Origin of the sequence: Pseudomonas sp. AM8 (assembly GCF_036346475.1) — a bacterium.
Lineage (GTDB): Bacteria > Pseudomonadota > Gammaproteobacteria > Pseudomonadales > Pseudomonadaceae > Aquipseudomonas > Aquipseudomonas marginalis.
In genome coordinates this window covers 1-25,304 of record NZ_JAOTNX010000012.1, presented here as the reverse complement: position 1 = coordinate 25,304, position 25,304 = coordinate 1, and the positions used below count along the sequence as shown (strand labels likewise).

At 63.1% G+C, this 25,304-nt stretch carries 22 protein-coding genes and 1 pseudogene; 10 read left to right on the top strand and 13 right to left on the bottom strand.

Features of this window, described 5'->3' with window-relative positions:
* Nucleotides 1-25: 25 nt before the first annotated feature.
* From V3W40_RS25320 to V3W40_RS25300, 5 genes are read right to left on the bottom strand one after another with little or no spacing between them, the layout of a single operon-like run.
* On the bottom strand, nucleotides 26-622 hold the full coding sequence (locus V3W40_RS25320; protein WP_074846557.1) for a cysteine dioxygenase: 597 nt from the start codon (nucleotides 620-622) through the stop codon (nucleotides 26-28).
* A 16-nt stretch (nucleotides 623-638) separates the two neighbouring features.
* Nucleotides 639-1,463 (bottom strand): amino acid ABC transporter ATP-binding protein, encoded by an 825-nt coding sequence (locus V3W40_RS25315; protein WP_137213061.1) that lies wholly within the window; start codon nucleotides 1,461-1,463, stop codon nucleotides 639-641.
* Nucleotides 1,450-2,133, bottom strand: a complete 684-nt coding sequence (locus tag V3W40_RS25310) for an amino acid ABC transporter permease (RefSeq protein WP_330215829.1) — start codon at nucleotides 2,131-2,133, stop codon at nucleotides 1,450-1,452. The genes V3W40_RS25315 and V3W40_RS25310 overlap by 14 nt, the downstream gene beginning before the upstream one ends.
* Complete coding sequence (locus tag V3W40_RS25305) at nucleotides 2,123-2,857, bottom strand: amino acid ABC transporter permease (RefSeq protein ID WP_330215828.1); 735 nt, start codon at nucleotides 2,855-2,857, stop codon at nucleotides 2,123-2,125. Before V3W40_RS25305 ends, V3W40_RS25310 begins: the two co-directional genes overlap by 11 nt.
* Before the next feature lie 13 nt (nucleotides 2,858-2,870).
* Nucleotides 2,871-3,692: a transporter substrate-binding domain-containing protein gene (locus V3W40_RS25300; protein ID WP_330215827.1), complete on the bottom strand. Its 822-nt coding sequence runs from the start codon at nucleotides 3,690-3,692 to the stop codon at nucleotides 2,871-2,873.
* 243 nt (nucleotides 3,693-3,935) lie between these two features.
* Here V3W40_RS25300 and V3W40_RS25295 point away from each other — a divergent pair, with 243 nt between their 5' ends.
* Both V3W40_RS25295 and V3W40_RS25290 read left to right on the top strand, forming a co-directional pair.
* Nucleotides 3,936-4,787, top strand: coding sequence for a LysR substrate-binding domain-containing protein (locus V3W40_RS25295; RefSeq protein ID WP_370671275.1), 852 nt, complete (start codon nucleotides 3,936-3,938; stop codon nucleotides 4,785-4,787).
* A gap of 78 nt (nucleotides 4,788-4,865) precedes the next feature.
* Nucleotides 4,866-6,011, top strand: coding sequence for a MalY/PatB family protein (locus tag V3W40_RS25290; RefSeq protein ID WP_330215826.1), 1,146 nt, complete (start codon nucleotides 4,866-4,868; stop codon nucleotides 6,009-6,011).
* 47 nt (nucleotides 6,012-6,058) lie between these two features.
* Here V3W40_RS25290 and V3W40_RS25285 read toward each other — a convergent pair whose 3' ends face one another.
* The gene (locus tag V3W40_RS25285) at nucleotides 6,059-6,274 is read right to left on the bottom strand and encodes a TOBE domain-containing protein (protein ID WP_003173733.1); all 216 of its coding nucleotides are present in this window, start codon (nucleotides 6,272-6,274) and stop codon (nucleotides 6,059-6,061) included.
* A 341-nt stretch (nucleotides 6,275-6,615) separates the two neighbouring features.
* Here V3W40_RS25285 and V3W40_RS25280 point away from each other — a divergent pair, with 341 nt between their 5' ends.
* From V3W40_RS25280 to V3W40_RS25270, 3 genes are read left to right on the top strand one after another with little or no spacing between them, the layout of a single operon-like run.
* A complete protein-coding gene (locus V3W40_RS25280) occupies nucleotides 6,616-7,578 on the top strand; it encodes an aliphatic sulfonate ABC transporter substrate-binding protein (protein WP_330215825.1) in 963 nt (320 codons plus the stop codon).
* Nucleotides 7,579-7,597: 19 nt separating this feature from the next.
* Complete coding sequence (locus V3W40_RS25275; RefSeq protein WP_065948672.1) at nucleotides 7,598-8,425, top strand: ABC transporter permease; 828 nt, start codon at nucleotides 7,598-7,600, stop codon at nucleotides 8,423-8,425.
* Entirely contained in the window at nucleotides 8,422-9,138 is a 717-nt protein-coding gene (locus tag V3W40_RS25270; protein ID WP_137213195.1) for an ABC transporter ATP-binding protein, read from the top strand. The genes V3W40_RS25275 and V3W40_RS25270 overlap by 4 nt, the downstream gene beginning before the upstream one ends.
* Nucleotides 9,139-9,431: 293 nt before the next feature.
* Here V3W40_RS25270 and V3W40_RS25265 read toward each other — a convergent pair whose 3' ends face one another.
* The 5 genes from V3W40_RS25265 to V3W40_RS25245 form a co-directional block, all read right to left on the bottom strand.
* Nucleotides 9,432-10,349, bottom strand: coding sequence for a DUF4880 domain-containing protein (locus V3W40_RS25265; RefSeq protein ID WP_330215824.1), 918 nt, complete (start codon nucleotides 10,347-10,349; stop codon nucleotides 9,432-9,434).
* Nucleotides 10,346-10,864, bottom strand: a complete 519-nt coding sequence (locus V3W40_RS25260; RefSeq protein WP_027607930.1) for a sigma-70 family RNA polymerase sigma factor — start codon at nucleotides 10,862-10,864, stop codon at nucleotides 10,346-10,348. The genes V3W40_RS25265 and V3W40_RS25260 overlap by 4 nt, the downstream gene beginning before the upstream one ends.
* A gap of 91 nt (nucleotides 10,865-10,955) precedes the next feature.
* Nucleotides 10,956-11,573: an LpxA family transferase gene (locus V3W40_RS25255; RefSeq protein WP_330215823.1), complete on the bottom strand. Its 618-nt coding sequence runs from the start codon at nucleotides 11,571-11,573 to the stop codon at nucleotides 10,956-10,958.
* Nucleotides 11,574-11,663: 90 nt separating this feature from the next.
* Nucleotides 11,664-13,109, bottom strand: coding sequence for a mechanosensitive ion channel domain-containing protein (locus V3W40_RS25250; protein ID WP_330215822.1), 1,446 nt, complete (start codon nucleotides 13,107-13,109; stop codon nucleotides 11,664-11,666).
* A gap of 189 nt (nucleotides 13,110-13,298) precedes the next feature.
* The gene (locus V3W40_RS25245; RefSeq protein ID WP_315871888.1) at nucleotides 13,299-14,165 is read right to left on the bottom strand and encodes a pirin family protein; all 867 of its coding nucleotides are present in this window, start codon (nucleotides 14,163-14,165) and stop codon (nucleotides 13,299-13,301) included.
* A gap of 179 nt (nucleotides 14,166-14,344) precedes the next feature.
* Between V3W40_RS25245 and V3W40_RS25240 the strand changes: the two genes are divergently transcribed.
* Together V3W40_RS25240 and V3W40_RS25235 are read left to right on the top strand one after the other, a co-directional pair.
* Nucleotides 14,345-15,088 (top strand): response regulator, encoded by a 744-nt coding sequence (locus tag V3W40_RS25240; RefSeq protein ID WP_065927778.1) that lies wholly within the window; start codon nucleotides 14,345-14,347, stop codon nucleotides 15,086-15,088.
* A 20-nt stretch (nucleotides 15,089-15,108) separates the two neighbouring features.
* Nucleotides 15,109-16,428, top strand: coding sequence for a HAMP domain-containing sensor histidine kinase (locus tag V3W40_RS25235; protein WP_330215944.1), 1,320 nt, complete (start codon nucleotides 15,109-15,111; stop codon nucleotides 16,426-16,428).
* On the opposite strand, the gene V3W40_RS25230 is transcribed toward V3W40_RS25235, so the two are convergent.
* Together V3W40_RS25230 and V3W40_RS25225 are read right to left on the bottom strand one after the other, a co-directional pair.
* A complete protein-coding gene (locus V3W40_RS25230; protein ID WP_330215821.1) occupies nucleotides 16,425-18,365 on the bottom strand; it encodes a TonB-dependent receptor domain-containing protein in 1,941 nt (646 codons plus the stop codon). The two genes, V3W40_RS25235 and V3W40_RS25230, sit on opposite strands and share 4 nt — an antisense overlap.
* A 78-nt stretch (nucleotides 18,366-18,443) precedes the next feature.
* Nucleotides 18,444-19,649: a Bcr/CflA family efflux MFS transporter gene (locus tag V3W40_RS25225; RefSeq protein ID WP_330215820.1), complete on the bottom strand. Its 1,206-nt coding sequence runs from the start codon at nucleotides 19,647-19,649 to the stop codon at nucleotides 18,444-18,446.
* Between the two features lie 100 nt (nucleotides 19,650-19,749).
* Between V3W40_RS25225 and V3W40_RS25220 the strand changes: the two genes are divergently transcribed.
* From V3W40_RS25220 to V3W40_RS25210, 3 genes and pseudogenes are all read left to right on the top strand, one after another.
* Nucleotides 19,750-20,856: an efflux RND transporter periplasmic adaptor subunit gene (locus V3W40_RS25220; RefSeq protein WP_330215819.1), complete on the top strand. Its 1,107-nt coding sequence runs from the start codon at nucleotides 19,750-19,752 to the stop codon at nucleotides 20,854-20,856.
* Nucleotides 20,857-20,858: 2 nt separating this feature from the next.
* The gene (locus tag V3W40_RS25215; protein WP_330215818.1) at nucleotides 20,859-23,942 is read left to right on the top strand and encodes an efflux RND transporter permease subunit; all 3,084 of its coding nucleotides are present in this window, start codon (nucleotides 20,859-20,861) and stop codon (nucleotides 23,940-23,942) included.
* 110 nt (nucleotides 23,943-24,052) lie between these two features.
* A pseudogene (locus tag V3W40_RS25210) lies at nucleotides 24,053-25,304 on the top strand (type IV secretion protein Rhs); the annotation flags it as partial.

Here is a 25,304-nt window from a genome sequence, read left to right as displayed (position 1 = left end):
TTAAGAGAAAAGTGACGGCAACGCGTCAGGCATAGGCCTTGATCGACGGCGCCATCTGCGAAGCGTTGTAGTTGAGGATGCGGCCGTCCGCGTCCACACCGTAGCGGCCGTTCAGGGATTCCAGCGGCAAGCCATACAGGTGGAAATGCAACGTTGCCTGCTCACCTTCAACCTTGATGCCATGCAGGTCTTCACCGAGGAACGAGATCGACGTGCCCGGCTGCACAATCACTTCCTTCTCAAGGCTCAGGGTGGTGAAGCCCGGCTCGTGGCCTTCGTCATTGCGTGCATAGACGTAGTTGATCTCCTGGCCTTCCACCGCGCTGATGATCGCCCAGGTCTCATGGTTGTGCGGGAGCGTGCTTTTGCCCGGCAACAGCGAGTTGAGGTACAGGGTCGGCGTATCGCCGTCGTCGTTGAGGCGATAGCGGAATGCGGTGCTGCCCTGCCCTGGCACAGGCGCGGGGAATTCTTCGAAGTTGAACAGGTCGCGGCGCTCGGCCAATTGTTCCAGCAGGCCGACGATGTCCACCAGGGCTGCGCGGTCTACGCCGCGCTGGTTGATGACGCGGATCTGCTGCAAAAACGCCTCGATCACGGCGGCACGGTTTGCGTTGCTCATCACGGTTTTCCTCTTATCAGACTGACAGGCTGTAACGGCTCAAATGGGTCAACAGGTACGGGTCATGGTGGATGGGGCCACGGCGCCCCGAATCGCCCAAGGCATGGCGCAGGAACGTCCGGGTGCGTTCGTTGCCAGGGTTCTGGAAGATCTGCGTGGCGCTGCCATGCTCGACAATCACGCCGTTTTCGGTGAAGTACACGACGTCGCTGATCTCCTCGGCGAAGCGCATTTCGTGGGTGACCAGTACACAGGTCATGCCCTCTTCGGTCAGCTCGCGAATCACCGTCAGCACCTCGCCGACGGTTTCCGGGTCGAGCGCCGAGGTCACTTCGTCAAACAGGATCAGCTCCGGGCGCATCGCCAGGGCGCGGGCAATCGCCACGCGCTGCTGCTGGCCGCCGGACAACTGGCCGGGGTACGCATCGGCCTTGTGCTCCATGCGCACCTTGGCCAGCAGCGCCCGCGCGTCTTTTTCCGCATCGGCACGGCTGCGACCGAGCACCTTGCGCGGGGCGATCACCAGGTTTTCCAGCACCGACAAGTGCGGGAACAGGTTGTATTGCTGGAACACAAAGCCGACGCGCTTGCGCAGCTCGATGCGCTGGGCTTCCTGGACCAGGCTGTCGACCTGGGTCTGGTCCACGCGAATGCTGCCGCGCTGGGGCTGCAACAGCCCGGTGATGCAGCGCAGGATCGTGGACTTGCCCGAGCCGGACGGGCCGATGATCGACACGGCCTGGCCGCGCAGCACGTCGAGGTCGATGCCCTTGAGCACCGGGTTGGCGCCGAACGACAAGTGCACATCCCGCAGGCTCACCAGGGGTTCAGTAGAAGGCATAACGGCGCTCCAGGTGTTGGGTCAGGCGGGAAATCGGGTAGCAATAGGCAAAGAACAGCACCAGCAGGCTCAGGTAGATCACCACGGTAAAGCCGGTCATGTTCACGGTGTTGCTGGCGATCTGCGCGGTGTCGATCACGTCATGCACGCCCACCAGCGAGGCCAGCGCAGTGCCCATGGTGACCACCGCGTAAAGGTTCATCCACGGCGGCAACATGCGCTTGAAGCACTGCGGCAGGATGATCGAGCGAAACAGCTGGCCACGGGTGAATGCCAGGGACCGCGCGGCTTCCCATTGGGTGCTGGGGATCGAACCGATGGCGCCACGGAAGATTTCCGCCACGTTGGCGCTGGTCGGCAAGGCCAGGCCGATAGTGACCTTGACCCAATCGGGGAACGACACGTAGCTGCTGCCGATCCGGATCTCGAACGGGAACACGTAGGTAGTGAAATAGATCAGCACCAGCCACGGCGCATTGCGAAACACCTGCACCCACAGCCGCGCCACAAAGCCCAGGGGCGACAATGCCAATGCACCGATCAACAGGCCCAGCACCGACCCCATGCCGATCGCCAGCAGGCTGATCAGAATATTCTGGCCAAAGCCTGCGACCAGCGCCGGCGACCACTGCCACAACGCCGACAGCACGGGAAATGAATCAATGGCCATAGCCGGGCATCCTCAGGCGCGCTTCAAGCCAGCGCCCCACACAATTGACGATAAAACTCAGCAGGCCGAAAAAGCTCAGGATCAGGAGCATCAGCTCCAGTACGTTGTCACTCTGGGTCCAGATCATGATCGCCGCGTAGGTGATGTCGCCCACCGCAATCGCGGAGGCCACGGCGGTCATCTTCACCAGGTCAATCAGGTTGTTGATCAACGACGGCAAGGCAAAGCGCAGCGCCAGGGGCAACTGCACATTCCACAGCAACTGGCGGCGGCTGAAGGCCAGGGAGCTGGCGGCCTCCAGCGTGACGGCAGGCACCGCTTCGATGCCGGCGCGCAAGGCCTCGGCATGAAACGCGCCCTTGTGCAGCGAGATCACGATCACCACCCAGGCGAACGGCGTCAGCGGGTTGGCCGCGCCGACCGCCTGGGTCAACAGCATGTTCAACACCAGGAACGCGCAGTAGAGCTGCACCAGCGTCGGCGTGTTGCGCGTGACTTCCACAAACACCCGCGCCGGCTTGGCCAGCCACGGGTTGCCTGAAGTCAGCATCGCCGCCAGCGTGATCCCCGCCAGCAGACTGCCGAGGATGGTGAACAGGCACAGCAGGCCGCTGGTCAGCGCGCCCTGGACTAGGCTGCCGCGCTGATAGGCGTCCAGCAGGAAGGTGTAGTTCAGGCCGATACGCGCGGCCCAATCGACGCACAGCTCAAGCAGATGGCTCATCTCCATTGCCGGCTCAAGCACCCTTGAACTGTTTCTGCAACTCCACCAGGGCCGGTGATGCCGGACTGATGCGGTTGCGGGTCTGGGCCTCGATCAGCCAGCCGCTGCGGTGTAGTTCCTTGACGATCGGATCGAGCCTGGCCTGGGTGTCGCCTTCGCCACGACGGGTCCAGATCACCGACGGTGCCGGGTTGAGCTCCGGACCAAGGACGCGGTAGTCCTTCCATTCGGCACTGTCGTTGATAAATGGGTTGATCAGGGTAGAGTCGTGCACCGCCGCGACGCAGTTGTTGCCCCGCAGGGCCAGCAGCGATTCGGACGAGCTCTTGAACGCTTTGAGCTGCGCGCCGAAACCGGTCAGCGGCTTGACGTAGCTGCTGCCCTGGGAGGTGCACACGGGTTGGTCCTTGAGGTCTTCCCAGCGGGAGATCTGGCTGTCTTTGAGCACCGCAGCCGCACCGCCGACGCGGTAGAACGGGGTCGGCACGAAGCCGAGGATTTCACCGCGTTCGGCGGTCCATTCCATATTGGCGATGAGCAGGTCGACCTTGCCCTGTTGCAGGAACTGCACGCGATTGGCCGGCAATACCGGCACCAGCTGCACCTCGGCCTTGAGTTGACGGCCCAGCTCATTGGCCAGGTCGACGTTCAAGCCCTTGGGCTGTTGCGTGGCCGGATCGATGCTGCCAAACGGCCCGCCGGACAACAACACGCCCACCACCAGCACATGGCGCTGCTCGATCTTGTCCAGGGTCGCATCGGCCTGCGCCGCCACACTGCCGCCCAGGGCGATCATCGACCCCAGGGCCACCGGCAACCATTTCTTCAACATCATTGGACTTCCCCCTGGCGAATGATCGGCGTACCCCGACCTGATGGAGGGGCATGCTAGGGAGAGTGCGCGGGCAACGGAAATGCAAATATCTCATATCGTTATAACTTGCCGTGTCCGCCCCGCCTTCGTTTTTGGCATAACCCTTTATTTATTGGCCCACGCAAAAATAATCTTCAGAAAAGCATAAATATCTGTAATGTTTAACTTCACGTCCTTAATATAAAACCGCCCCTGGAAATGGCCATGTCGACCCTCGACCTTGAACTCCTGCGCACCTTTATCGCCGTGGTCGACCACCACAGTTTCGCCGAAGCCGGCACGCACCTGGCGCGCACCCAGTCGTCCGTGACCCAGCATATGCAGCGCCTGGAGCAGCAAGTGGGGGTCAGCCTGTTCGAGAAGCGCGGCCGGCAAAAACAACTGACCGAGCCCGGCCTGCAACTGCTGCGTCATGCGCGGCAGATGCTGGCACTGAATGACGATGCATTGAATTCCCTGCGCGAAAGCAGCCTGAGCGGCGTGCTGCGCATCGGCTCGCCCCACGATATTGCCGACACCATCCTGCCGCCGATCCTCAGCCATATCGCCCGCTCGGCGCCGCGCCTGCGCCTGGAGATCGACGTGGGCCGCAGCCCGTTCCTGATGGACGACCTGCACCGGGGCAAGGTCGACATGGTGATCTCCACCCGCGCCGACCCGAACCTGGAAGGCTTTGCGCTGCGGACGTCGCCGGTGTGGTGGATCTGTTCGGCGCAGTACATCCACCAGCCGAGCGAGCCGCTGCCGCTGATCCTGGTGGATGAGCCGAGCATCTACCGGCGCTACGCGCTGGAGGCGCTGGAACGGGCGAACATTCCCTGGCGCCAGGCGTACCTGGCGTCGAACCTGATCGGGATTAAAGCGGCCACTCGCGCGGGCCTGGGGGTGACGCCGCGCAGCATGGAAATGCTCGGCCCGGACATGCGCGTGCTGGGCGAAACGGATGGGTTGCCGAGGTTGCCGGAGGTCACGTATTACCTGTGGATTCGGCCGAATACGGCGAACCCCATTGCGCGCAAGGCGTATGACTTGATTCGGGGCAGCCAGGGCCTGTAAAGACGGGGCTGGCATCTGGATTTTATCCCGTTAGAATCATCGCCATTCCCGCCTGCCCTCCCTGACACGAGCCCCTTCATGAGCTTTGATTTCGATACGATCCACCCCCGCCTCGGCACTGGCAGCACCAAATGGAATCGCTACCCGGCCGATGTGTTGCCGATGTGGATCGCCGACATGGACATCGCCGCGCCGCCCGCCGTGCTGCAAGCCCTGCACGCGCGCCTCGACCAGCAGATTCTCGGCTACAGCGTGGCCGGCCCGGATGTACGCGAGGCCATCGTGGCCGACCTGTGGGCCAAGTACGCCTGGCGCGTGCAGCCCGACGACCTGCTGTTCCTGCCTGGCGTTGAGCCTGGCTTCAATATGGCGCTGCACGCCTTCGTCCAACCGGGCCAGCCGGTGGTGCTGCAAACCCCCAACTACCGGCCGATTCGCCTGGCGCCCGGCCACTGGAACCTGCCGCGCATCGAAGTACCGTTCGAGTTGAACAACGCCGAATACATCACCCCCATGCCCGCCCTGCGCAAGGCCCTGACCGGCGCCGGCGCACTGCTGCTGAGCAACCCGCACAACCCCATCGGCAAGGTCTTCCCCCGCGAAGAACTGCTGGCCCTGGCCACTGCCTGCCTGGAAAACGGCGCGCTGATCATCAGCGACGAAATCCACGCCGAACTGTGCTTCGACGGCCGCCGCCACATCCCCACCGCCAGCCTTAGCCCTGAGATTGCCCAGCGCACCATCACGCTGATGTCGGCGAGCAAGGCCTACAACGTGGCCGGCCTGAAGACCTGCTTTGCGGTGATCCAGAACGCCGGGATCCGCGAGCGCTTCAACCAGGCCCGCTGCGGCATGGTCGACAGCGTCAGCCCCCTGGGCCTGGAAGCCACCCGCGCCGCCTACAGCCAGTGCGGCGCATGGCTCGACGCGCTGAAGCACTACCTGCAAGCCAACCGCGATTACCTGCTCGACGCCGTGCAAACCCGCTTACCCGGTGTGGTGATGCACGCGCCGCAAGGCACCTTCCTGGCCTGGCTGGACTGCAGCGCCCTGGGCCTGGACGACCCACAGCAGTTCTTCCTGGAGCAGGCCAAGGTCGGGCTGAGTGCGGGGATCGAATTCGGTGACGACAGCCAGCAGTTCGTGCGCCTGAACTTCGGCTGCCCACGGGCTTTGCTGGAAGAGGGTCTGCAACGTATGGAGCGTGCGCTGCAGCAGCGCTGAGGCAGACTTTATGAATGTGGGAGCAGCGCTCCCACATCCGGTGGGCTTCACAGCTTGGCGATGGACACTTCGGTGGACTTCACGAAGGCAATCACTTCGCTGCCTACCTTCAATTCCAGGTCACGCACCGAGCGGGTGGTGATCACCGAGGTGACGATGCCGGACGCGGTTTGCACGTCGATTTCGGACACCACCTCCCCCAGCAGGATTTCCTTGATCACGCCCTTGAACTGGTTGCGCACGTTGATCGCTTTAATAGTCATGTCGGCTTTCCTTTTGGCTGTTGGGTCAATCCGCACGAATGCGCAGGCCCTCAAAGTGCGCTATCACGTAGAATATTAAAAGGAATATATAACTCTTTATTTATTCCATAAAAATATATGCGTACTATTGCCCCACCAACAGTCGATCAACAATTTGCTACCCCCCGTAGCAGCTGCGGATTTGGATAAGGCGATATTTACGGTTAAGACGATCTCTACGCGGGGTAGCGGTAACCTTGGCATAGAGACTGCATATTCCTGTAAAGCATGATGAGACATTAAAAATCATCTTTCTGAATATAAGAAAAGCCTTCTCTCAACGCCTTGTCCGGAGCTGTTCCATGAAACCCTTCACCCAGCGTCTACTCGGCGCCTGCGCCCTCATCCTGAGCCTGCAGGCGCATACCTATGCCGCCGAAACCGATCCCGCCGAAGTCAACCTCGACTACGCCTACTACTCGCCGGTCAGCCTGGTGCTCAAGCACTTCGGCTGGCTGGAGCAGGCCCTGCCCCACAGCAAGGTCGGCTGGGTACTCAGCCAGGGCAGCAACCGCTCCCTGGAATACCTCAACAGCGGCGGCGTGGATTTCGCTTCGTCCGCCAGCTTGTCCGCCGTGTTGAGCCGCGCCAATGGCAGCCCGATCAAATCGGTGTACGTCTACAGCCGCGCCGAGTGGACCGCCCTGGTGGTGCGCAAGGACTCGCCGCTCAACAGCGTCAGCGACCTGAAGGGCAAGAAAATCGCCGCGACCAAAGGCACCGACCCGTACCTGTTCACCCTGCGCAGCCTGCAACAGGCCGGGCTGAAAAAAGACGACGTGGAACTGGTGCACCTGCAACACCCGGACGGCCGCACCGCCCTGGAAAAAGGCGACGTGGACGCCTGGGCCGGCCTCGACCCGCACATGGCCGCGAGTGAAATCCAGGCCGGTTCGCGCCTGCTGTACCGCAACAAGGATTTCAACAGCTATGGCGTGGTGAGCGTCACCGAGCAGTTCGCCAAGGCGCACCCACAGACCATCACCAAGGTGCTCGGGGCGTATGAAAAAGCCCGGGATTGGGCGGTGAAGCACCCCGATGAATTCGCCAGGTTGCTGGCGGATGAATCCGGCCTGCCGCTGGAAGTGGCCAAGCTGCAATTGTCGCGTACCGATCTGAGCACGCCGTTGTTGAGCGCCAAGGATGTGCAGTCGTCGAAGGCGGCGGCGCCGATCCTGGTGTCCGAGGAATTGGTGCGTCGTGGGGTGAATGTGGACCAGGTGATCGATCAACTGATCGACCCTTCGTTTGGCCAAACCCTGTAGAAGCAATAAGGGGCGCGCGATGACCAGCAAAAGCCAGGCATTGCCCCTTCCGGCCCCCGCAGTCAGCCAGCGCAGCGCCTGGCCACGACGGTTCAAAGGCCTGGTCTTGCCGGTGCTGATCCTGATGATCCTGGAAGGGGTCGTGCGGGTAGGCTGGCTGCCGTCCTACCAGATGCCGGCGCCCAGCGAGATCGCCGTGACCCTCACCGACCTCGCCGAGGGCGCCTTGTGGAAACACATCAGCGCCAGCCTCGCCCGCGTGCTGCTGGGCTTTGCCATCGGCGCCGGCCTGGCCCTGGTGTTCGCCGCCTGGGTCGGTTTGAGCCGTGAAGCCGAAGCCTATCTGGAGCCGACCTTCGCCGGCCTGCGTTCGATCCCGAGCCTGGCCTGGGTGCCCTTGCTGCTGCTTTGGCTGGGCATCGATGAAACCTCGAAGATTGTGCTGATCGCCATTGGCGCGTTTTTCCCGGTGTACCTCAATGGCGTCGCGGCGATTCGCGATATTGATCGCAAGCTGGTGGAAGTCGGGCAAATGTACGGGTTCAGTCGCCGCCGCCTGGTGCGCCGGATCCTGCTGCCCGCCGCCCTGCCCGGCCTGTTTACCGGGTTGCGCAGTGGCTTGAGCCTGGCGTGGATGTTCCTCGTGGCGGCCGAACTGATCGCGGCGACCAAGGGCCTGGGTTACCTGCTCAGCGATGGGCGGGAAACCTCTCGGCCCGACATCGTGCTGGCCGCCATTATCGTATTGGCGCTACTGGGCAAGGTCAGCGACGGCCTGCTCGCGGCGTTGGAGAAACGCTGCCTGGCCTGGCGCGACACCTTCACCGGCCAAGGAGCGGAACAATGAGTACGCAGCCGTTATTGGACATTCGGGTGGAGCGTAAAAGCTTTGCCAGCACCACCGTATTGAAAGATGTACGCCTGGCCTTGCAGCCGCGCGAAGCGGTCAGCCTGCTGGGCCCCAGCGGCTGTGGCAAAAGTACCCTGCTGCGGATCGTCGCCGGGTTGGAAAAGGACTTCCAGGGCGAACTGCGCAGCCCTGACGGCGACGTGGCGTTCGTGTTCCAGGAACCGCGCCTGATGCCCTGGCTCACGGTGGAGCAGAACATTGGTTTCAGCGATGACAACCGCTACGACAGGGCCTGGGTCACACAATTGATCGAGGAAGTCGGCCTCAAGGGCTTCGCCCAGGCGCTGCCCAAGGCGTTGTCCGGTGGCATGGCGCAGCGGGTGGCGATCGCACGCGGCCTGTATTCACGTCCGCAGGTGCTGTTGCTCGATGAACCGTTCAGTGCGGTGGATGCCTTCACCCGCATGAAGCTCCAGGACTTGCTGCTGCAACTGGCCGCGCACCACGCCATCGCCCTGTTGCTGGTGACCCATGATGTAGACGAAGCGCTGTACCTGAGTGACCGGGTACTGGTGATGGACAACCGGCCCAGCAGCATTCGCCAGGAGCTGACGGTCGACCTGCCGCACCCGAGGGACCGGCGTGACCCGCTGCTGGCCCGGCTCAAGGCGCTGGCCTTGACCGAGTTGCAGCGTGCCCACGTGATCTGAGGACTACTCACCACAATAAGCTTGCGAAGGCTCACCCGATAACCCATTCGAGATTGCACCTCCACGCGCCTAAGTGATCGAGGACTACTCGTAACTTGTGGTGAGCGGGCTTGCCCCGCGCTGGGCTGCGCAGCAGACCCAAAACCAGGCGCTGCGGTTTACCTGACAGAACACAGGGATCCTGATTGGGGCTGCTTCGCAGCCCAGCGCGGGGCAAGCCCGCTCACCACAGCAAGCCCGCTCACCACAATAAGCCTGTTCACCACAACAAGCAGGCAGGCCACAAAACCGCATCATGCCGCCTTGCGCAGGCTCACCCAATAGCGGGTTCGAGCTTGCACCTCCAGCCCCAGGGTCGAGGCCAGCAGGTTGAGGATGCGGTCGGTGTCATCCAGGCGAAAACTGCCGGTCACCCGCAGCGTTTCCAGGCTGGGATCCCAGCGCAATACGCCCGGACGATAGCGTTCCAGCTCGCGCAGAAAATCCCCCAGCAACTGGTTCTGTGCGGTCAACACGCCGTCGCGCCAGCCTAATTGCAGCACATCGAAGGGCACCGAGGCGCCAAGCCCGGCGGCTTTCAACGGCGCTTGCTGGCCCCCCTGCAATGTCGCCAGGTTTGCGCGCAAATCACGCACCTGCACCGTGCCCTTGAGCACCGACACCAGGCAGCCGGAAGGCAGTTGCCGCACGCACACCTCGGCCTGGCTGACGAGCAATTGGCCGTAGCGGGTTTGCACCGTCATCGCCGCCGTACCCGGAACGTTCAGCGCCAGCTCACCGTCGACCAGGGTGATGCGCCGTTGTGCCAGGTCCACGTCTACGGCTGTAGCGGTATTGAGTTGCAGGCTGCCCCCTTCGGCTAACGGCAGGCGTTTGCGTTCGCCGGTAGCGGTGTGCAAATCGGCACGCCAGGCGTCGATGGGCAACTGGCGGCTGATCAGCCAGGCCGCCGGCACCAGCGCCGCCACCCCCAGGGCGCGCTTGAGCACGGCACGTCGCCCCGGTTGCGGGCGGTCGAGGCTGGCCATGGCGAGCGCCTGGGGCAAATCGCTGAAACGCTGGCACAGGGTTTGGGCTCTTTGCCAGGTCTGTTCATGCTGGGGATGGCTGTCGCGCCAGTGCTGCAAGGCGGCGTGATCGCGCTCGGTGGCCGCGCCGGATTCGAGCAGCGCCAGCCACTGGGCGGCGGCGCGCGCGACGTCGCGGCTCACAGCTCCACCAGCAGGCAATGCTCGTAGGCCTGGGCCATGTAGCGCTTCACCGTACGTTCGGACACGTCAAGGCGCTCGGCAATCTCGCGGTAACCCAGGCCTTCCAGCTGGCTCCATAGAAACGCACGGCGCACCAGCACGGGCAAGCCGTCGAGCAATTCATCCAGGGCTTGCAGGGTTTCCAGCACCAGCCAGCGCTGTTCGGGCGACGGCACACAGGTGTCGGGCAAGGTGGCCAGGGCATTCAGATACGCCTGTTCGAGGCTGCGGCGCTGATGAAAATTCACCAGCAGGCGCTTGCCCACCGTCACCAGGTACGCCCGGGGTTCCTGCATCTGCGCAATCGGCTGCGCACTGGCAAGCACCCGCAGGAACGTATCCTGGCTCAGGTCGGCCGCATCCCAGGCATTGCCCAGGCGCCGCCGCAGCCAGCTTTCCAGCCAACTGCGATGGTCACGGTACAAGCTCGATAGCGTCAGTTCAGGAGCGTGCGTGGGGACAACAGCATCATTCATGGCAACAACCTGCACGGCGCGATTGAGTCTCAAATGAGATTCATTCTATTTAATATCGTGCCGGGACACCATGATCTTTTCAACTTCGCGTTTATACGGACGCCTCGGCATCAAACACGTGCCCACGCCCCACGACACTGCCTGGCACCAACAACGCCCCAGGCGCCAGCACCGCGTTAGCGCCGATCCGACATTGATCCCCCAGCAACGCGCCAAACTTGTCGCAGCCGCTGCGCTGCAATACCCCGTCAACCCGTACCAGCACTTCCTTGTCGTCCCGCTCGTTGCGGTAGTTGGCGACGATACTTCCCGCCTCGAGGTTGACCCCATGGCCCAGCACTGAATCACCGACAAAGTTGAAGTGGGCCAGCTTGCTGCCACTGAACATGAAGGTGGTTTTCAGTTCGGCGCCGGGGCCGATGATGCAGTGCTCATCCACCCAGCAACCACCGCGCAGCAGCGAGCCGCTGGCGATAAAGCAATGGGCGCCGATGATCAGGGGCGGCTTGAGCAAGGCACCGGGTTCGACGATGGCGGTACGGTGGATGGCGACTTCGTCCTTCGCGCTGTACTCGTCGACCGGCAGTTCGGCGAGCATCTGGCGAACAACGGCCGGCGCCTGGGCGACCAGGGCCCAGGGCGCCAGGCCGGCCCACGGGGCCAGGGGGGATTGAGCAAGGTTGGCGATGTAGTCGGTGAGTCGAATCAAGGTCGAGCCCTCACGTGGTCAGAGACAGTCAAGAAAACCCACATTGGCGATCATTCGACCTCGAGTACAGCACTTCCAGGCCCTCGCCTCTCACAGACCGCGCTTGCGCAGCCACTGCAAAAAGCCCTTCTTCACCGGCACCACCGGCGCGTCCTGGGTCAGGACCTGGGCGGCATGCAGGCGGAATTCCAAGAGTGCCTTCATCGCCTCGCTAATGTCGCGGCGCGCGTCCAGGCACGGTTTCAGGTATTCGTTCTCGATGCGGTAAAGCGTGCAGAACGTCTTGGCGGAAAAGTCCGCCAGCACGGCCTGGTCGGACAGGATCCCGGCCTCGCCAATCACTTCTCCCGGCCCCATGCGCCCGGCTTCGAATACATGGCCGCCCTTGGTCAACATCACCGAGACCACGCCGGACTCGACGATAAACAAATGATCACTGACCTCCCCCGCCGGCAGGATCATCTCGCCGGCGCGGTAGGTGTGCAGGGTCATGTTCTGGCTGAAGGTGTCTTTCTCTTCCTGGCGCAGGGTGGAGAAAATCGATGAACGCTCCAGCAACGCCCGCGCGGCGGACATGGCCGGCGGCGCGCTGCTTTCGGTGGAGGACAGCACAGCCACGCCCGCCGCTTGCAGGTGCCGGAACGCCAGGTCATAGAGCTGGTTGCGCACCTCGCGCTTGAGGGCCATGGCTGGCACGAAGCCGCTGATTTCATACTCCACGCCGCCACTGGCAGAGGTCTTGAACGCCACGCTCGGCGCCGGCTTGGCCAACAGTGGCCGACACCCCTGCATCGCACGCTCCAGCGCCTCGATCACGGTTTGCGGACGTGCATGGGGGCTGACCTGCAGGCTGACCGCCAGGCCGAACATATCCGCCGGGCGTGAAAAGTTGATGATCTTGGCCTTGGCCGCCAGGGAGTTGGGGATCACCGCCAGGCTGCCCTGGGAGGTTTGCAGTCGCGTGGCGCGCCAGTCGATGTCGGTGACCCGCCCTTCGGTGCCGTCGATGGAGATCCAGTCATCGATCTGATAAGGCTTGGTGGTGTTGAGCACGATCCCGGAAAACACATCGCTGAGGGTACTTTGCAACGCCAGGCCGACGATGATCGCCACCGCACCAGAGGTGGCCAACACCCCCTTGACCGGCAGGTCGAGCACGTAGGCCATGGCGGCGATGATCGCGATGAGGAAAATCACCGCGCCCATCAGGTCCTGCAACAATCGCCCGGTGTGACCCACCCGCTGCATCATCACCGCGCCCAGCAACACCGTCAGCGTGCGCGCCGCAAACAGCCACCAGCCGATCTGCAAGGCCGTGGCGGCCAGGTGCAAGGCGGTACTGTCGGCATAGGGCGCAAGTTGCATGGGGTTCATGCCGTCGTTGAACAACACGGCACTGAACACGGCAAAAATCGCCAACCGCGCAGCCAGCTTCCAATTGGCCAGGTCGGCAGAGATCAGGCGCCACACGGCGATGTCGATAAAGATCAGCGCCACGGCGCACAACATCGGGTGATCAGCGATAAATGAGGGCATCCAGGCGACTCCAGGGCGAATGACGGGAAGATCGCATGAAATGCCGTTCCAGGGTATAGCGAAAAAAAGTGGGAGGAGGCTTGCCTCCGATAGCAGAGTGTCAGGTTGAACATCTGTACCTGATCCACCGCCATCGGGGGCAAGTCGAATCGTCGCACCGCCCCTCCCACATTGGCCTTGTGGCCGACCTTAATCCTGCATCCGCCCGAAACGACCCGATTGGAAATCCGCAAACGCCTGGTGAATCTCCTGCTCGGTATTCATCACAAACGGTCCATGCCCAACGATAGGCTCGTCAATCGGTTCGCCGCTGAGCAGCAGGACCTTGGCGTCGTCGTTGGCCTCCAGGATGAGTTGGCGGCCATCGCGGTCGAACAACGCCAGTTGGCCTTGGCGTGCGACGTCTTCGCCATTGACCAGCACCGTGCCGCGCAGGATCACCAGGGCAGTGTTGCGCCCGGCGTGCAGGTCGAGGGTGACGGGCTTGCCGGCGTTGAGGCGCAGGTCCCACACATCGATCGGCGTGAAGGTGCGCGCCGGTCCCTGGGTGCCGGCGAATTCACCGGCGATCAGGCGCAGGTGGCCGGCGTCGTTGGCCAGGGGCAGCACGGGGATATCGCCGTCGACGATGGTCTGGTAGCCCGCGTCGGCCATTTTGTCCTTGGCGGGCAGGTTGACCCACAGTTGCACCATCTCCAACGCACCGCCGCTGCGGGCGAAGGCGGCGGAGTGGAACTCCTCGTGGAGGATGCCCTTGGCGGCGGTCATCCATTGCACATCGCCCGGGCCGATTTTGCCGCCGGCGCCGGTGGAATCGCGGTGTTCGACTTCGCCATCGTAGACGATGGTCACGGTTTCAAAACCGCGATGGGGGTGCTGGCCGACGCCGCGACGCTGGTCTGTCGGGTTGAAATCGGCCGGCCCGGCGTGGTCCAGGAGCAGGAATGGGCTGATGTGCTTGCCCATCGAGTCGTAGGAAAACAGCGTACGCACGGGAAAGCCGTCGCCGACCCAATGGGCGCGAGGGCTGGTGTAGATGCCGATGAGTTTTTTCATGGTAGTCCTCCAAAGTGCATACACCTTAAAACTCGCAGCAATTCGGCGCTAGACGGTAAAAATAACCTTGATCGTCCTACCGGCAGGACGATCTACGACTGCAGCCTCACAAAAACAGCGTTAATGATAATGACTCGTAGTAATATCCGCCCTCTCCCGCTCAACCCTCGAGGGCTGCAATGCCGTTTGCCCCTGCGCCTGCCGCACCGCGCGTACTGGTGGTGGATGACCACCGCAAGATTCGTGAACCCTTGGCCACGTACCTGCGACGTTACACCTTTGAGGTGCGCACCGCTGAAGACGCGGCCGGCATGTGGCAATTGCTCAAGACCCAGGCGTTCGATGTGGTGGTGCTCGACGTGCTGCTGCCGGATGGCGATGGCTTTGAGTTGTGCAACCAGTTGCATCGGCGCAGCAACACCCCGGTGATCCTGCTGACCGCCCGCGACACTGCCGCCGACCGCATACGCGGCCTGGACCTGGGTGCCGACGATTACGTCACCAAGCCGTTCGAGCCCCGGGAGCTGGTGGCGCGTATCAACAGCGTGCTGCGCCGTCAGGGCCGCGCGACCGGCCCCACCGCGCCCGGCACTGGCGCACGGGCCTATGAGTTTGCCGGCTGGCACTTCAGTGTGACCAGCGCCACCTTGCGCCGCGACGGCAGCCCGGCCATCCAGCTCAGCACTGCCGAAAGCCGGCTGTTGCAAGTGTTCCTCGCCCACCCCAACACCCTGTTGCCCCGCGAACGCTTGATCGACCTCACCGCCGCCGCCGACAGCGATGTCAGCGACCGCGCCATCGACCGGCAAGTCAGCCGCCTGCGCCGCAAGCTGGCCCAGGGCGATGCCACCCCGGAACTGTTACGCACCATCTGGGGCGGCGGTTATCTATTGGCCGCCGAGGTCAGCGAATGCACGCCCTGAACCGGCTGTGGCCGCGGACCCTGGCACGGCAGTTGAGCCTGTTGTTGCTGCTGGCACTGCTGGCGTCGAACGCCATTGCGATGTTGTTCCTGCAGCGCACCGGCAGCCTGATCCACCCGCTGTCGCGCAGTTTCAGCCTGGAACGCCTGGGGATTGCCCATCACACGGCAATCGACCTGACCTCGAGTGAAACCGCGCACCTGCTGGCCGGCATGAGCACCGACGACACGCGCTTCTGGATCGGCCCCACGCCGGAGGTGGCGCCGTTTGCCCAACGCCCGGAAGAACAGCGCCTGGCCAACGAGCTGCGCCACCAATTACAGCTGGATAACGCCGCCACCATCGGCATGCAATTGGAGCGCATCAGCGGCGCCGACGCCCGAACCCACGTGTTCAGCCCCGCCGGCTGGGCGCCGTTGCGCCTGCGCAGCAGCGTGCCGCTGCCCGACGGTACCTACCTGAATGCCGTGCAATACCCCTCCGGCGCCTATGAATGGGGCCGCGTCCTGGCCTACAGCCTGCCGGTGACCACGCTGCCGGTGCTGCTGATCGTGATGTTTTTCATTGCCCGCGTGGTGCGCCCGATCAAGACCCTGGCCCAGGCCACCGAGCGCGTCAGCCGCGGTGAATGGATCGCACCGCTGGCGCAAATCGGCCCGCAGGAAGCCCGCGACCTCACCGCCGCCTTCAACACCATGCAGGCCAACCTCGCCCGGCATGTCGAAGGCCGTACGCGGATGCTCGCAGCAGTCAGCCACGACCTGAACACGCCGATCACCGAGCTGCGCCTGCAAGTGGAATTGCTGGAGCCCGGCGCAGCCCGCGATGACATGCTCGAAAGTCTCGCCGAACTGAGCGCGATGGTGCGTGAAACCCTGAATTTCGTGCGTGACGACGCGGTGCAGGAAGCTACCACCACGCTTTCGTTGAGCGACTTGCTGGATGACCTGGCCAAGCGTTACCAACGCCTGCGACAGCCCGTCACCTGGGCCGGCGCACCACCGTTACGGCTGACCTGCCGGCCGCTGGCGCTCAAACGCGCACTGACCAACCTGATCGACAACGCCCTGCGCCACGCCGGCGATGCCGACCTGAACCTGGTTCGCGAGGACAACGGCTGGCTGCGCATCGAGATTCTCGACCACGGCCAAGGCTTGCCCGAAGCGTGGTTGAGCAAAGTCTTCGAGCCCTTCGTGCAACGGGGTGTCAGTGACGGCGGCGTGGGGCTGGGCCTGGCGATCGCACGGTCGTGCATCCAGGCCCATGGCGGCGAGCTGGTCTTGGAGAATCGCCCACCGGCCGGCCTGTGCGCGGTGGTGCGATTGCCTACAGCGCTTTAGAAGTTGAGCGTAGCGCCCATCCACAGGGTGCGGCCGTAGTTCACCGTACCGTAGGTTTCATCGTCCAGACGCTTGTCGGTGAGGTTGTTGAGGGAGGCGTTGAGGGTCAGCGAATCGCTCACATCATAGGAACCCCCGAGGTCGGCGGTGGTGTAGCCCGGTGCCGGTTTGTCGGTGGTAATGGTGTTGCCGGTTTCCTCACCGTAGTAGCTCAGCGAGGCCCAGGCCTGGGTGCGGTCGTTGAGGGTCCACTCGGTGCGCACATTGGCTTTTTGCTCCGGTGTGAGGGCCAGCGGCGCGCCTTTGTTGGCGCCGCTTTTCTGCTCGGAATCGGTGTAGGTGTAGTTGGCCTTGAGCAGCACGCTGGGGTTGATGTCCCATTGGCCGTTGAGCTCAACGCCCTGGATGATCGCCTTGTCGACGTTGACCCGCTCCATGATGGTGTAGCCGTTCCAGCGCCGGTCGGTGGTGACGGTCGAGAGCTTGTCCTGGAAGTCGTTGTAGAACAGCGTCACGCCGCCGGACAGGTTGTCGCGGTTGCTCCACAGCGCCGAGACTTCGTAGTTGGTGCTGGTTTCGGGCTTGAGGTCCGGATTGCCGAACATCACGAAGCGGTTGCGGCGCAGGTAGGCGTAATCCTCGACGACCGCACGCAGCTCGGGGGCCTTAAAGCCACGTGCAACACCGCCCTTGAACGTCCACTGCTCGGTGGCGCGCCACACCCCGTAGACCCGCGGGCTGAGGTGGGCGCCGTACTCTTCGTGCTCATCCAGGCGCAGGCCGGTGGTCAGGGCGAAGCTGTCGGTCATCGACCACTCGTTTTCCGCGAACAGGGCTTTTTGCACCACCGAGAATTTATAGTCGACGCGGTCACCGAGGCCCTGGTTCCAGTCGGTGAGCTCGCTTTTATTCCATTGCACGCCCACGGTGCTGACGTTATGGGCGGTGGGCACCACCAGCTTGGCGTCAAACACGCTGTTCTTGATCTCGGGTTTGCGCCCGTAGATGTCAGTCTGCGCCGGTGTCGCCTTGCCTTCACGGCTGGAGGTTTCCTGGGACAAGGCAATGTCCGAGGTGGCCCAGCCCCAGCGGCCCTGGTGGGACAGCGACCAGTGATCGCGGTTGTTTTCCTGTTCGCGGGTGGCCCAGTTGGCGCTCATGCCGTCGCCATTCTTCAAGCGCGTGGCGCCGGCTTCCAGCAGGATGTCGTGGTCGATAGTGGGGGTGAAGGCCAGGCGCGCGGTGAGGTCGCGGTGGTCAGCCTTGCTGAAGCCATTGGTTTGCTCGATGTCGTCATCGGCCTGGCGATCCAGGTAGCGGCCCCACACCTGCAAACCGAGGAAATCTTCCTTGAGCGGACCACTGAGGTAGAACTGGGTCTGGCGTGCATTACCCTGGTCGCTGTGCTGACGCGCCGAGTAGTCATACCCGATGGAGCCGCCCCAGGTCGGTGAGACCTTGCGCGTAATCACGTTGATCACCCCGCCGATGGCATCCGAGCCGTACAGTGACGACATCGGCCCGCGCACCACTTCAATCCGCTCGATGGCCGCGGCGGGTGGCACAAAGCTCTGTTCGTAGCCACTGTTGCCGTTGACCCGCGATTCCCGCGCACTCTGGCGCTTGCCGTCGACCATGATCAGGGTGTAGTCGGCCGGCATGCCCCGGATGGAGATGTCGGTTTCATTCGCACCGCCGTTGACGGTCACGCCTTCCACATCTTTAACCGCGTCGCCGAGGTCGCGGTAGGACTTGCGACGCAGCGCCTCGCCATCGATCACGGTGACCGAGGCCGGTGCGTCTTCCGCACTTTGCGCAAAACCGGATGCAGTCACCACTACATCATTGAGTTCCAGTGCAACAGGCTCATCGGCGTGGGCATGAAGACTGGCGGCAACCAGCAGGGCCAGGGGCGAGAAACGAAAAGCAGGCAGCATGGGCGAAGACCTTCGGATTAGACTCAAAAGAGAATCGTAATCATCCAGCCCCGAATAACTTGGACAAAGTGTGACAGCTCAAGCCGCCGCGACCTCTGCGGTACGGCGCTCACGCAACAGATGGAAGGCCGCGAAAGCCGTCACGGCAAAACACGCCTGGATCACGATCATCGGTGTTGCACTGCCGTCACGCAGATGGCTCAGTAACAGGCCGCTGCAGGTCGCGCCGAACATCTGCGCAAAACCCATCAAGCCCGCCGCCAAACCGGCGCGGTGAGCGTTGGGCATGACCCCACCGGTCACAGACCCGGGTAATACCAGACCACCGCCGAGGGTCGCCAGCGCAATGGGAATATCCAGGCCCAGCACCGACAGACCAAACAGCGCATAAATCACCAGTGCGGCAATCCCGCCCATGGCCACCAGCGTCACGCCCATCGCCACAATCCGTTGCGGCCCCAGGCGCTGGATGTTGCGTCGGGTGTAGGTGGAACCGATGATCAGCATCGACACGATCAGGCCAAAATTGATGCCGTACTCCAGGCTGCTCAAGCCCAACAAATTGATATACACCGCCGAGGAACCGGCGATCACCGCGAACATGGCGCCATAGGTGCACGCCAGCGCCACGGCGAACGCGCGGTACGGGCGGCCCTTGAGCAGGTCCAGGTATTGCCCGCCGAGGGTGCGCCAGTGGCCGGCCTTGGGGTCTAGGTAGTGGTTGCTCTCGCGGAAGAACAGCAGCGCCAGCAGCAACACCCCACTGCCAATCGCCAAGGCCAGCAGGATCGGTGCCCGCCAGCCCAGCAGCTTGATCAGCAGGCCGCCGACCATCGGGGCGACGACGATGGCGTACAGCATGCCGATCATGGTCAGCGCCAGCGCCGGGCCCGCCTCGGCCTTCCACACGTCACGCACCACGGTGCGCGCCAGTACCAGCGCAGCGCAGGCACCGAGGCCTTGCACCACGCGAGCGGCGATAAATTGCTGGATGTCATTGACCAGCAGCATCGACAAGGTCGCCAGCACATACAGCAACAGCCCGCCGAGCAGCACCGGACGGCGGCCGATGCGGTCCGACAGCGGGCCGAACAGCAGTTGCCCCAGGCCAAAGGCGGCCACGAACGCCGACAGGGCCATCAGTGCCGACCCCGGTGGCGCCAACAGGGCGTGCTCGATCAGACCCAAGCCTGGAATGATCAATTGGGTCGAGACTTCACCCAGCGCCGTCAAGGCCACCAGTAAAAACAACAAGCTTCGCGATGGGGCCGGGGCGTTTGACATGGGAATTATCCGGGGCTGGTTTTATTTATATTTCGACCATAATATGCGTAAAAAATTATGTCCATAATTTTTTGCCCAATGGTAATCCCCGGAGCCCGACATGATCCCTCTCCCCTCGCGCCTTCTCATGCCCCTGGCCGTGTTGATCGTCCTCAGCGGCTGCAACAGCCAGGCCGACACTGCCGCCCAAGCGCCGCAACCGCGTCCGGTACTCGCCGCCAAGGTCGAAGCCGCCGGCACTCAGCAAAGCGCCTATACCGGCGTGGTGGCTGCGCGTACGGAAAGCGACCTGGGCTTCCGGGTCAGCGGCAAGGTCATCGAACGCAAGGTCGACCCCGGCCAGCACGTCTCCCGTGGCGACACCCTGCTGGTGCTGGACATCGGCGACTTCGAGCTGGCCCTGCGCTCGGCGAAAAACCGCGTCAGCGCCGCCCAGGCGCAACTGCGCCAACGCCGCGACGATGAAAACCGCTACCAGCGCCTGGCCAGTACCGGCGCGGTGTCGCGGCAGATCTTCGACCAGTCGGCGACTAACTTGCGCGTGGCCGAGGCCGAACTGGCCGCGGCGCAATCCGACGCCAGTCAGATCGAGAACCGCCGCACTTATTCGGTGCTCAAGGCCGATGGCGACGGCATCATCACCGACGTGCGGGTGGACCGCGGCCAAGTGGTCGCCGAAGGGCAAATCGTCGCGCGCCTGGCCCATGACGGTGCCCGCGAAGCCATCGTCAACCTGCCGGAAAACCAGCGCGACCAGGCCGCGCAAAAAGCCCTGGCCTTCCCCTTCGGCGCCCCGGACCAGGCGGTGACGGCGACCTTGCGCGAACTGTCGGCCAGCGCCGATCCCACCACCCGCACCTACCGCGCCCGTTATGTGCTGCACGGTAACGTCGAGCGCTTCGCCCTCGGCTCGACCATCACCGTGCGCCTGCAAGGCGACGGCCAGGCACAACAAACCCGAGTACCGATCGGCGCCTTGCACGATGCAGGGCAAGGCACCGGTGTGTGGTTGATCGGCGCGGATGACAAGGTCAGCTTCGCCGCCGTCAAGGTCGCCAGCCTCGGCCAGGAAGACGCCCTGCTCGACAGCGGCGTGAACCCCGGCCAGGTCGTCGTCGCCCTCGGCGCGCACCTGTTGCACGGCGGCGATGCGGTGCGCCTGTTGCCCGCCCAGGTGCTGGCCCTCAACCGCAAACAGGACCAATGAGCATGCGCGGCATCAACCTCTCGGAACTGGCGGTCAAGCACCGCGCAGTCACGCTGTTTTTGATCATTGCGATCCTCGCCGCCGGGATCTTCTCGTTCGGCAAACTGGGACGCGCCGAAGACCCCTCGTTTACCGTCAAGGTCATGACCATTACCGCCGCCTGGCCCGGCGCCACTGCCCAGGAGATGCAGGAGCAGGTGGCCGACCGCCTGGAGAAGCGCCTGCAGGAACTGGACTACTACGACCGCGTCGAGACCATCGCCCAGCCAGGCTTTGTGTCGATGCGCATGACCTACAAGGAGTCCACGCGCCCCAGCGAAATCCAGGAGCTGTTCTACCAGACGCGCAAAAAACTCAGCGATGAAGCCGCGAGGCTGCCCAACGGGGTGATCGGGCCGTTCTTCAACGATGAATATTCCGATGTGTACTTCGCCCTGTACGCCCTGGAGGCCGAGCACTTGCCCCATCGGCAACAGGTGCAAATGGCCGAGGATTTACGCCAGGGCCTGCTCAATCTGCCGGGGGTGAAGAAGGTCAATATCCTCGGCGAGCAGGCGCAGCGGATTTTTGTCGAGTTCTCCTATGAGCGCCTGGCGACCCTGGGGATCAAGCCGGACCAGATCTTCGCCGCCCTCGCCGCACAGAACGCCGTGGCCCCGTCAGGTTTTGTCGAAACGGCAGGCGCCCGCGCCTATATCCGTGTGGACGGCGCGTTCGACAGCCTGTCGCTGATCGAAAACGTACCCCTGGAAGTCAACGGTCGCGTGCTGCGCATTGCTGATGTGGCCAGCGTCAGCCGCGGTTATGAAGACCCGCCCAGCTACCGCATCCGCCACCAGGGCGACCCGGCGCTGATGCTCGGCGTGATCATGGAAAAACACTGGAACGGTCTGGAGCTGGACAAAAGCCTCAAGGCCGAGGAAGCCCGGATCCAGGCGGACCTGCCCTTGGGTGTGAACTTCGCCAAAGTCTCCGACCAGGCGAAAAACATCAGCCTGGCGGTGAATGAATTCATGCTCAAATTCTTCGTTGCCCTGGCGGTGGTGATGCTCATCAGCCTGCTGGCCCTGGGCTTTCGCGTCGGCCTGGTGGTGGCGGCTGCGGTGCCGCTGACCTTGTCGGTGGTGTTTGTGATCATGCTGCTCACCGGGCGTGAGTTCGACCGCATTACCCTGGGTGCACTGATCATTTCCCTGGGCCTGCTGGTGGATGACGCCATCATCGCCATTGAAATGATGGTGGTAAAACTGGAGGAAGGTTTTGACCGGGTTCATGCAGCCACCTTCGCCTGGAGCTCCACGGCGGCCCCGATGCTCACCGGTACGTTGGTGACGATCATCGGCTTTCTGCCGGTGGGATTTGCACGGTCCGGTGCGGGGGAATACGCCGGCAATATCTTCTGGATCGTCGGCTTTGCGCTGATCTCGTCCTGGCTGGTGGCGGTGGTGTTCACGCCGTACCTGGGTGTGAAGTTGCTGCCGCAGATCAAACCGGTGCCCGGTGGCCACGACGCGATTTACGCCGGGCGCTATTACCAGAAACTGCGTGATTTGGTCGAAGCCTGCGTACGCAGGCGTTGGCTGGTGACCGGGTTGGTGATCGCTGCCTTTGTACTGTGCGTACTGGGCATGGCCGTGGTGAAGAAACAGTTCTTCCCCAACTCCGACCGTTCCGAGCTGATTCTTGAGGTGTATATGCCGCCCGGCAGTGCCTTCAAGAGCACCGAGGCGGTGGCGGCGCAGTTGGAAAAGGCGCTGCTGCAAGAGCCGCAGACCAGCATGGTCGACACCTATGTGGGCGGTGGTGCACCGCGTTTCTTCCTGTCGCTGAACCCCGAAATGCCGGACCCGGCGTTTGCCAAGCTGATCGTGCAGACGCCGGACTCCCACGCCCGTGACGCCTTGAAGCTGCGCATGCGTGAGCGAATTGCGGCCGGTGAGTTTCCGGCGGCGCGGGTGCGGGTCACCCAGTTGCTGTTCGGCCCGCCGGTGCCCTTCCCCGTGGTGTTCCGCGTGTCCGGCCCGAATGTGGAGGTGCTGCGCGGCGTGTCCGAGGACGTGCGCAAGGTCGTTGCCGCCAACGCGCTGACCAAGGACGCCTTTCTCGATTGGGGCGAGCGCACCAGCGGTTATCGCCTGGTGCTGGATCAAGACCGCCTGCGCCTGCTCGGTTTTACCCCCAACGAGGTCAAATCCCAGCTCAACGCCTTGCTCAGCGGCAACCCGATCACCGAAGTGCGTGAGGGCAACCGCACCGTGTCCGTGGTCGCCCGCGCCCAGGGCAACCAGCGCGAGAACCTCGGCAACCTCAACAACATGACCCTGACCAACAGCGCCGGCACGTCGGTGCCCCTGGCCCAGGTCGGGCAGTTCCAGGCGGTGATGGAAGAGCCGATCCTCAAGCGCCGCAACCGCGCGAGCACCGTGGAAGTGCGTGCCGACATCATCGACGGCGTGCAACCGCCCGACGTGGAAATGGCCGTGTACAAAGACCTGCAACCGCTGATCGCCCGGCTGCCGGCCGGTTACCGGATCGACATCGGCGGCCCGGTGGAAGAAAGCGCCAAGGCCAACGTTGCGCTGGCGGCGCTGTTCCCGATCATGATCCTGCTGACCCTCACGGTGATCATGTTCCAGGTGCGTTCCTTCGGCGTGATGTTCATGGTCTTCGCCACCGCGCCGCTGGGCTTGATTGGCGCGGTGCCGACCTTGCTGCTGTTCAACCAGCCGTTCGGGTTCAACGCGATCCTGGGCTTGATCGGGATCGGCGGGATCCTGATGCGCAACACGTTGATCTTTACCGACCAGATCCGCCAGAACCAGGAGCATGGCATGGCGATCCACGCGGCGATTGTCGAGGCCACGGTGCGGCGCGCGCGGCCGGTGATATTGACCGCGCTGGCGGCGGCGCTGGCGTTTATTCCGCTGACGTTGTCGGTGTTCTGGTCGTCCCTGGCATTCGTGCTGATTGGCGGGGTGGTGGTGGGCACGGTGTTGACGCTGTTGTTTCTGCCGGCGCTGTGCAGCCTGGTGCTGGGGCGGGAGAAGACAAAAATTGTCGAAACGCCCCACGTAAGCGCCGGATAAGCGCTACTCCCCTGCCCTGAAAACCGCTGCAAAGTCCCTCGCCTGAATACACAGTGCGAGGGATTGCAGATGGTGGTTTTCGTTAAAGCCCCGGTTGAAGGGGCTGTTTCATGATCGAGGTGACCCGCCAAGCCATTGGCTACCTGGTGCTGGCCGCCATGGATTCAAAGACGCGGGACGTCGAATCCGTTCTCAGCGACTTCGGGCGCTGCCTCAATACCTACGAGACATGGGCGGAAAGCTTCTTTAGCTTTTCGGCCCTGGATATCGAACAGGTCTTCAAGGTCGGGGATGAAGTGGCGCTCATCGCGCCGATCAACCGCGCCATCCTTCCCAGCAGCACGACCGCAATGTGCCAGGCAAACGGCACGTTGACCCTGGTGCATATGTTCCAGAGCGCTCGGTTCGTGCCCATTGGCAATACGCCCGTGATGGTGCAACGCATCGATCCAGAGGGCGGCCCCCTGGGCGAGCCGATCCACAAGACCATCGGCCCCAGCGGCATCCTCGAAATCACCGAGTGTGATCGCAACCAGCAGTACCGGGTCAGCTTCTACCCCAACGTCTCCAAAGACCATTTCAAGGCGCTGTATGCCTCTTATCAGTCGGTTATCGCCCCGCTGGACAGTTGGTTGCGCAGTGAATGGGAGACCACCTTCGAACCGTTGTGGAAGGGTTACTCCGAAGCCAGCTTCCCCAAGCGCTACCTCGCCCTGCATCAAGCCTATGCCCGCGGCTTCGGCGAAGCGCTTTATTCACTCTGGGACACTGTCAAGCAGCTGTTTCAGTGGCTTGGCGACCCGCTGGCTTATGCCGAACAACTGTTGCACTACCTGTCAGCGGACGAACTTGAAAAGCTGCTGAGCCTCGGCGCCGACGCCCTCGCCAAGGGCTTGTTGGTGCTCAGCGACGAGCCGCTGCTGTTCATCTATCTGTCGGCAATGGTCAGCTGGATGCGTCTGTTGCCACCGCCCTATATGAACGAGTTGCTCGGGGAAATCAGCGCCGACGTATTGATCAACTTGTTGCTGTGTCTCGCCACTGCCGGGATGGGGATGGCGGTTCGAATAAGTACCAACGTGCTGGGCGGCATCAAGTCTCAACGTGCGCGCCGATGGTTGGAACGCATGGCTGGGCAGTTCGGAAAATCGCCCATGGATGAGCATGTCGAGCTCGCCAAACCGGTTCTGCTGGGTGGCCCTGCGACGTCGATCAAGACCATCCCGGATGTGCCGTTGAAGGCGGGGGAGCATGTGGTTTCGAACCCGGTGCCGGCGGTTCGCAGGAAAACTCAGCAGACGGTGTTGGTCCGCCAGGAGCCTGTGGATGATGTACCTATTTCGGGGAAGAACCCGAACGGGA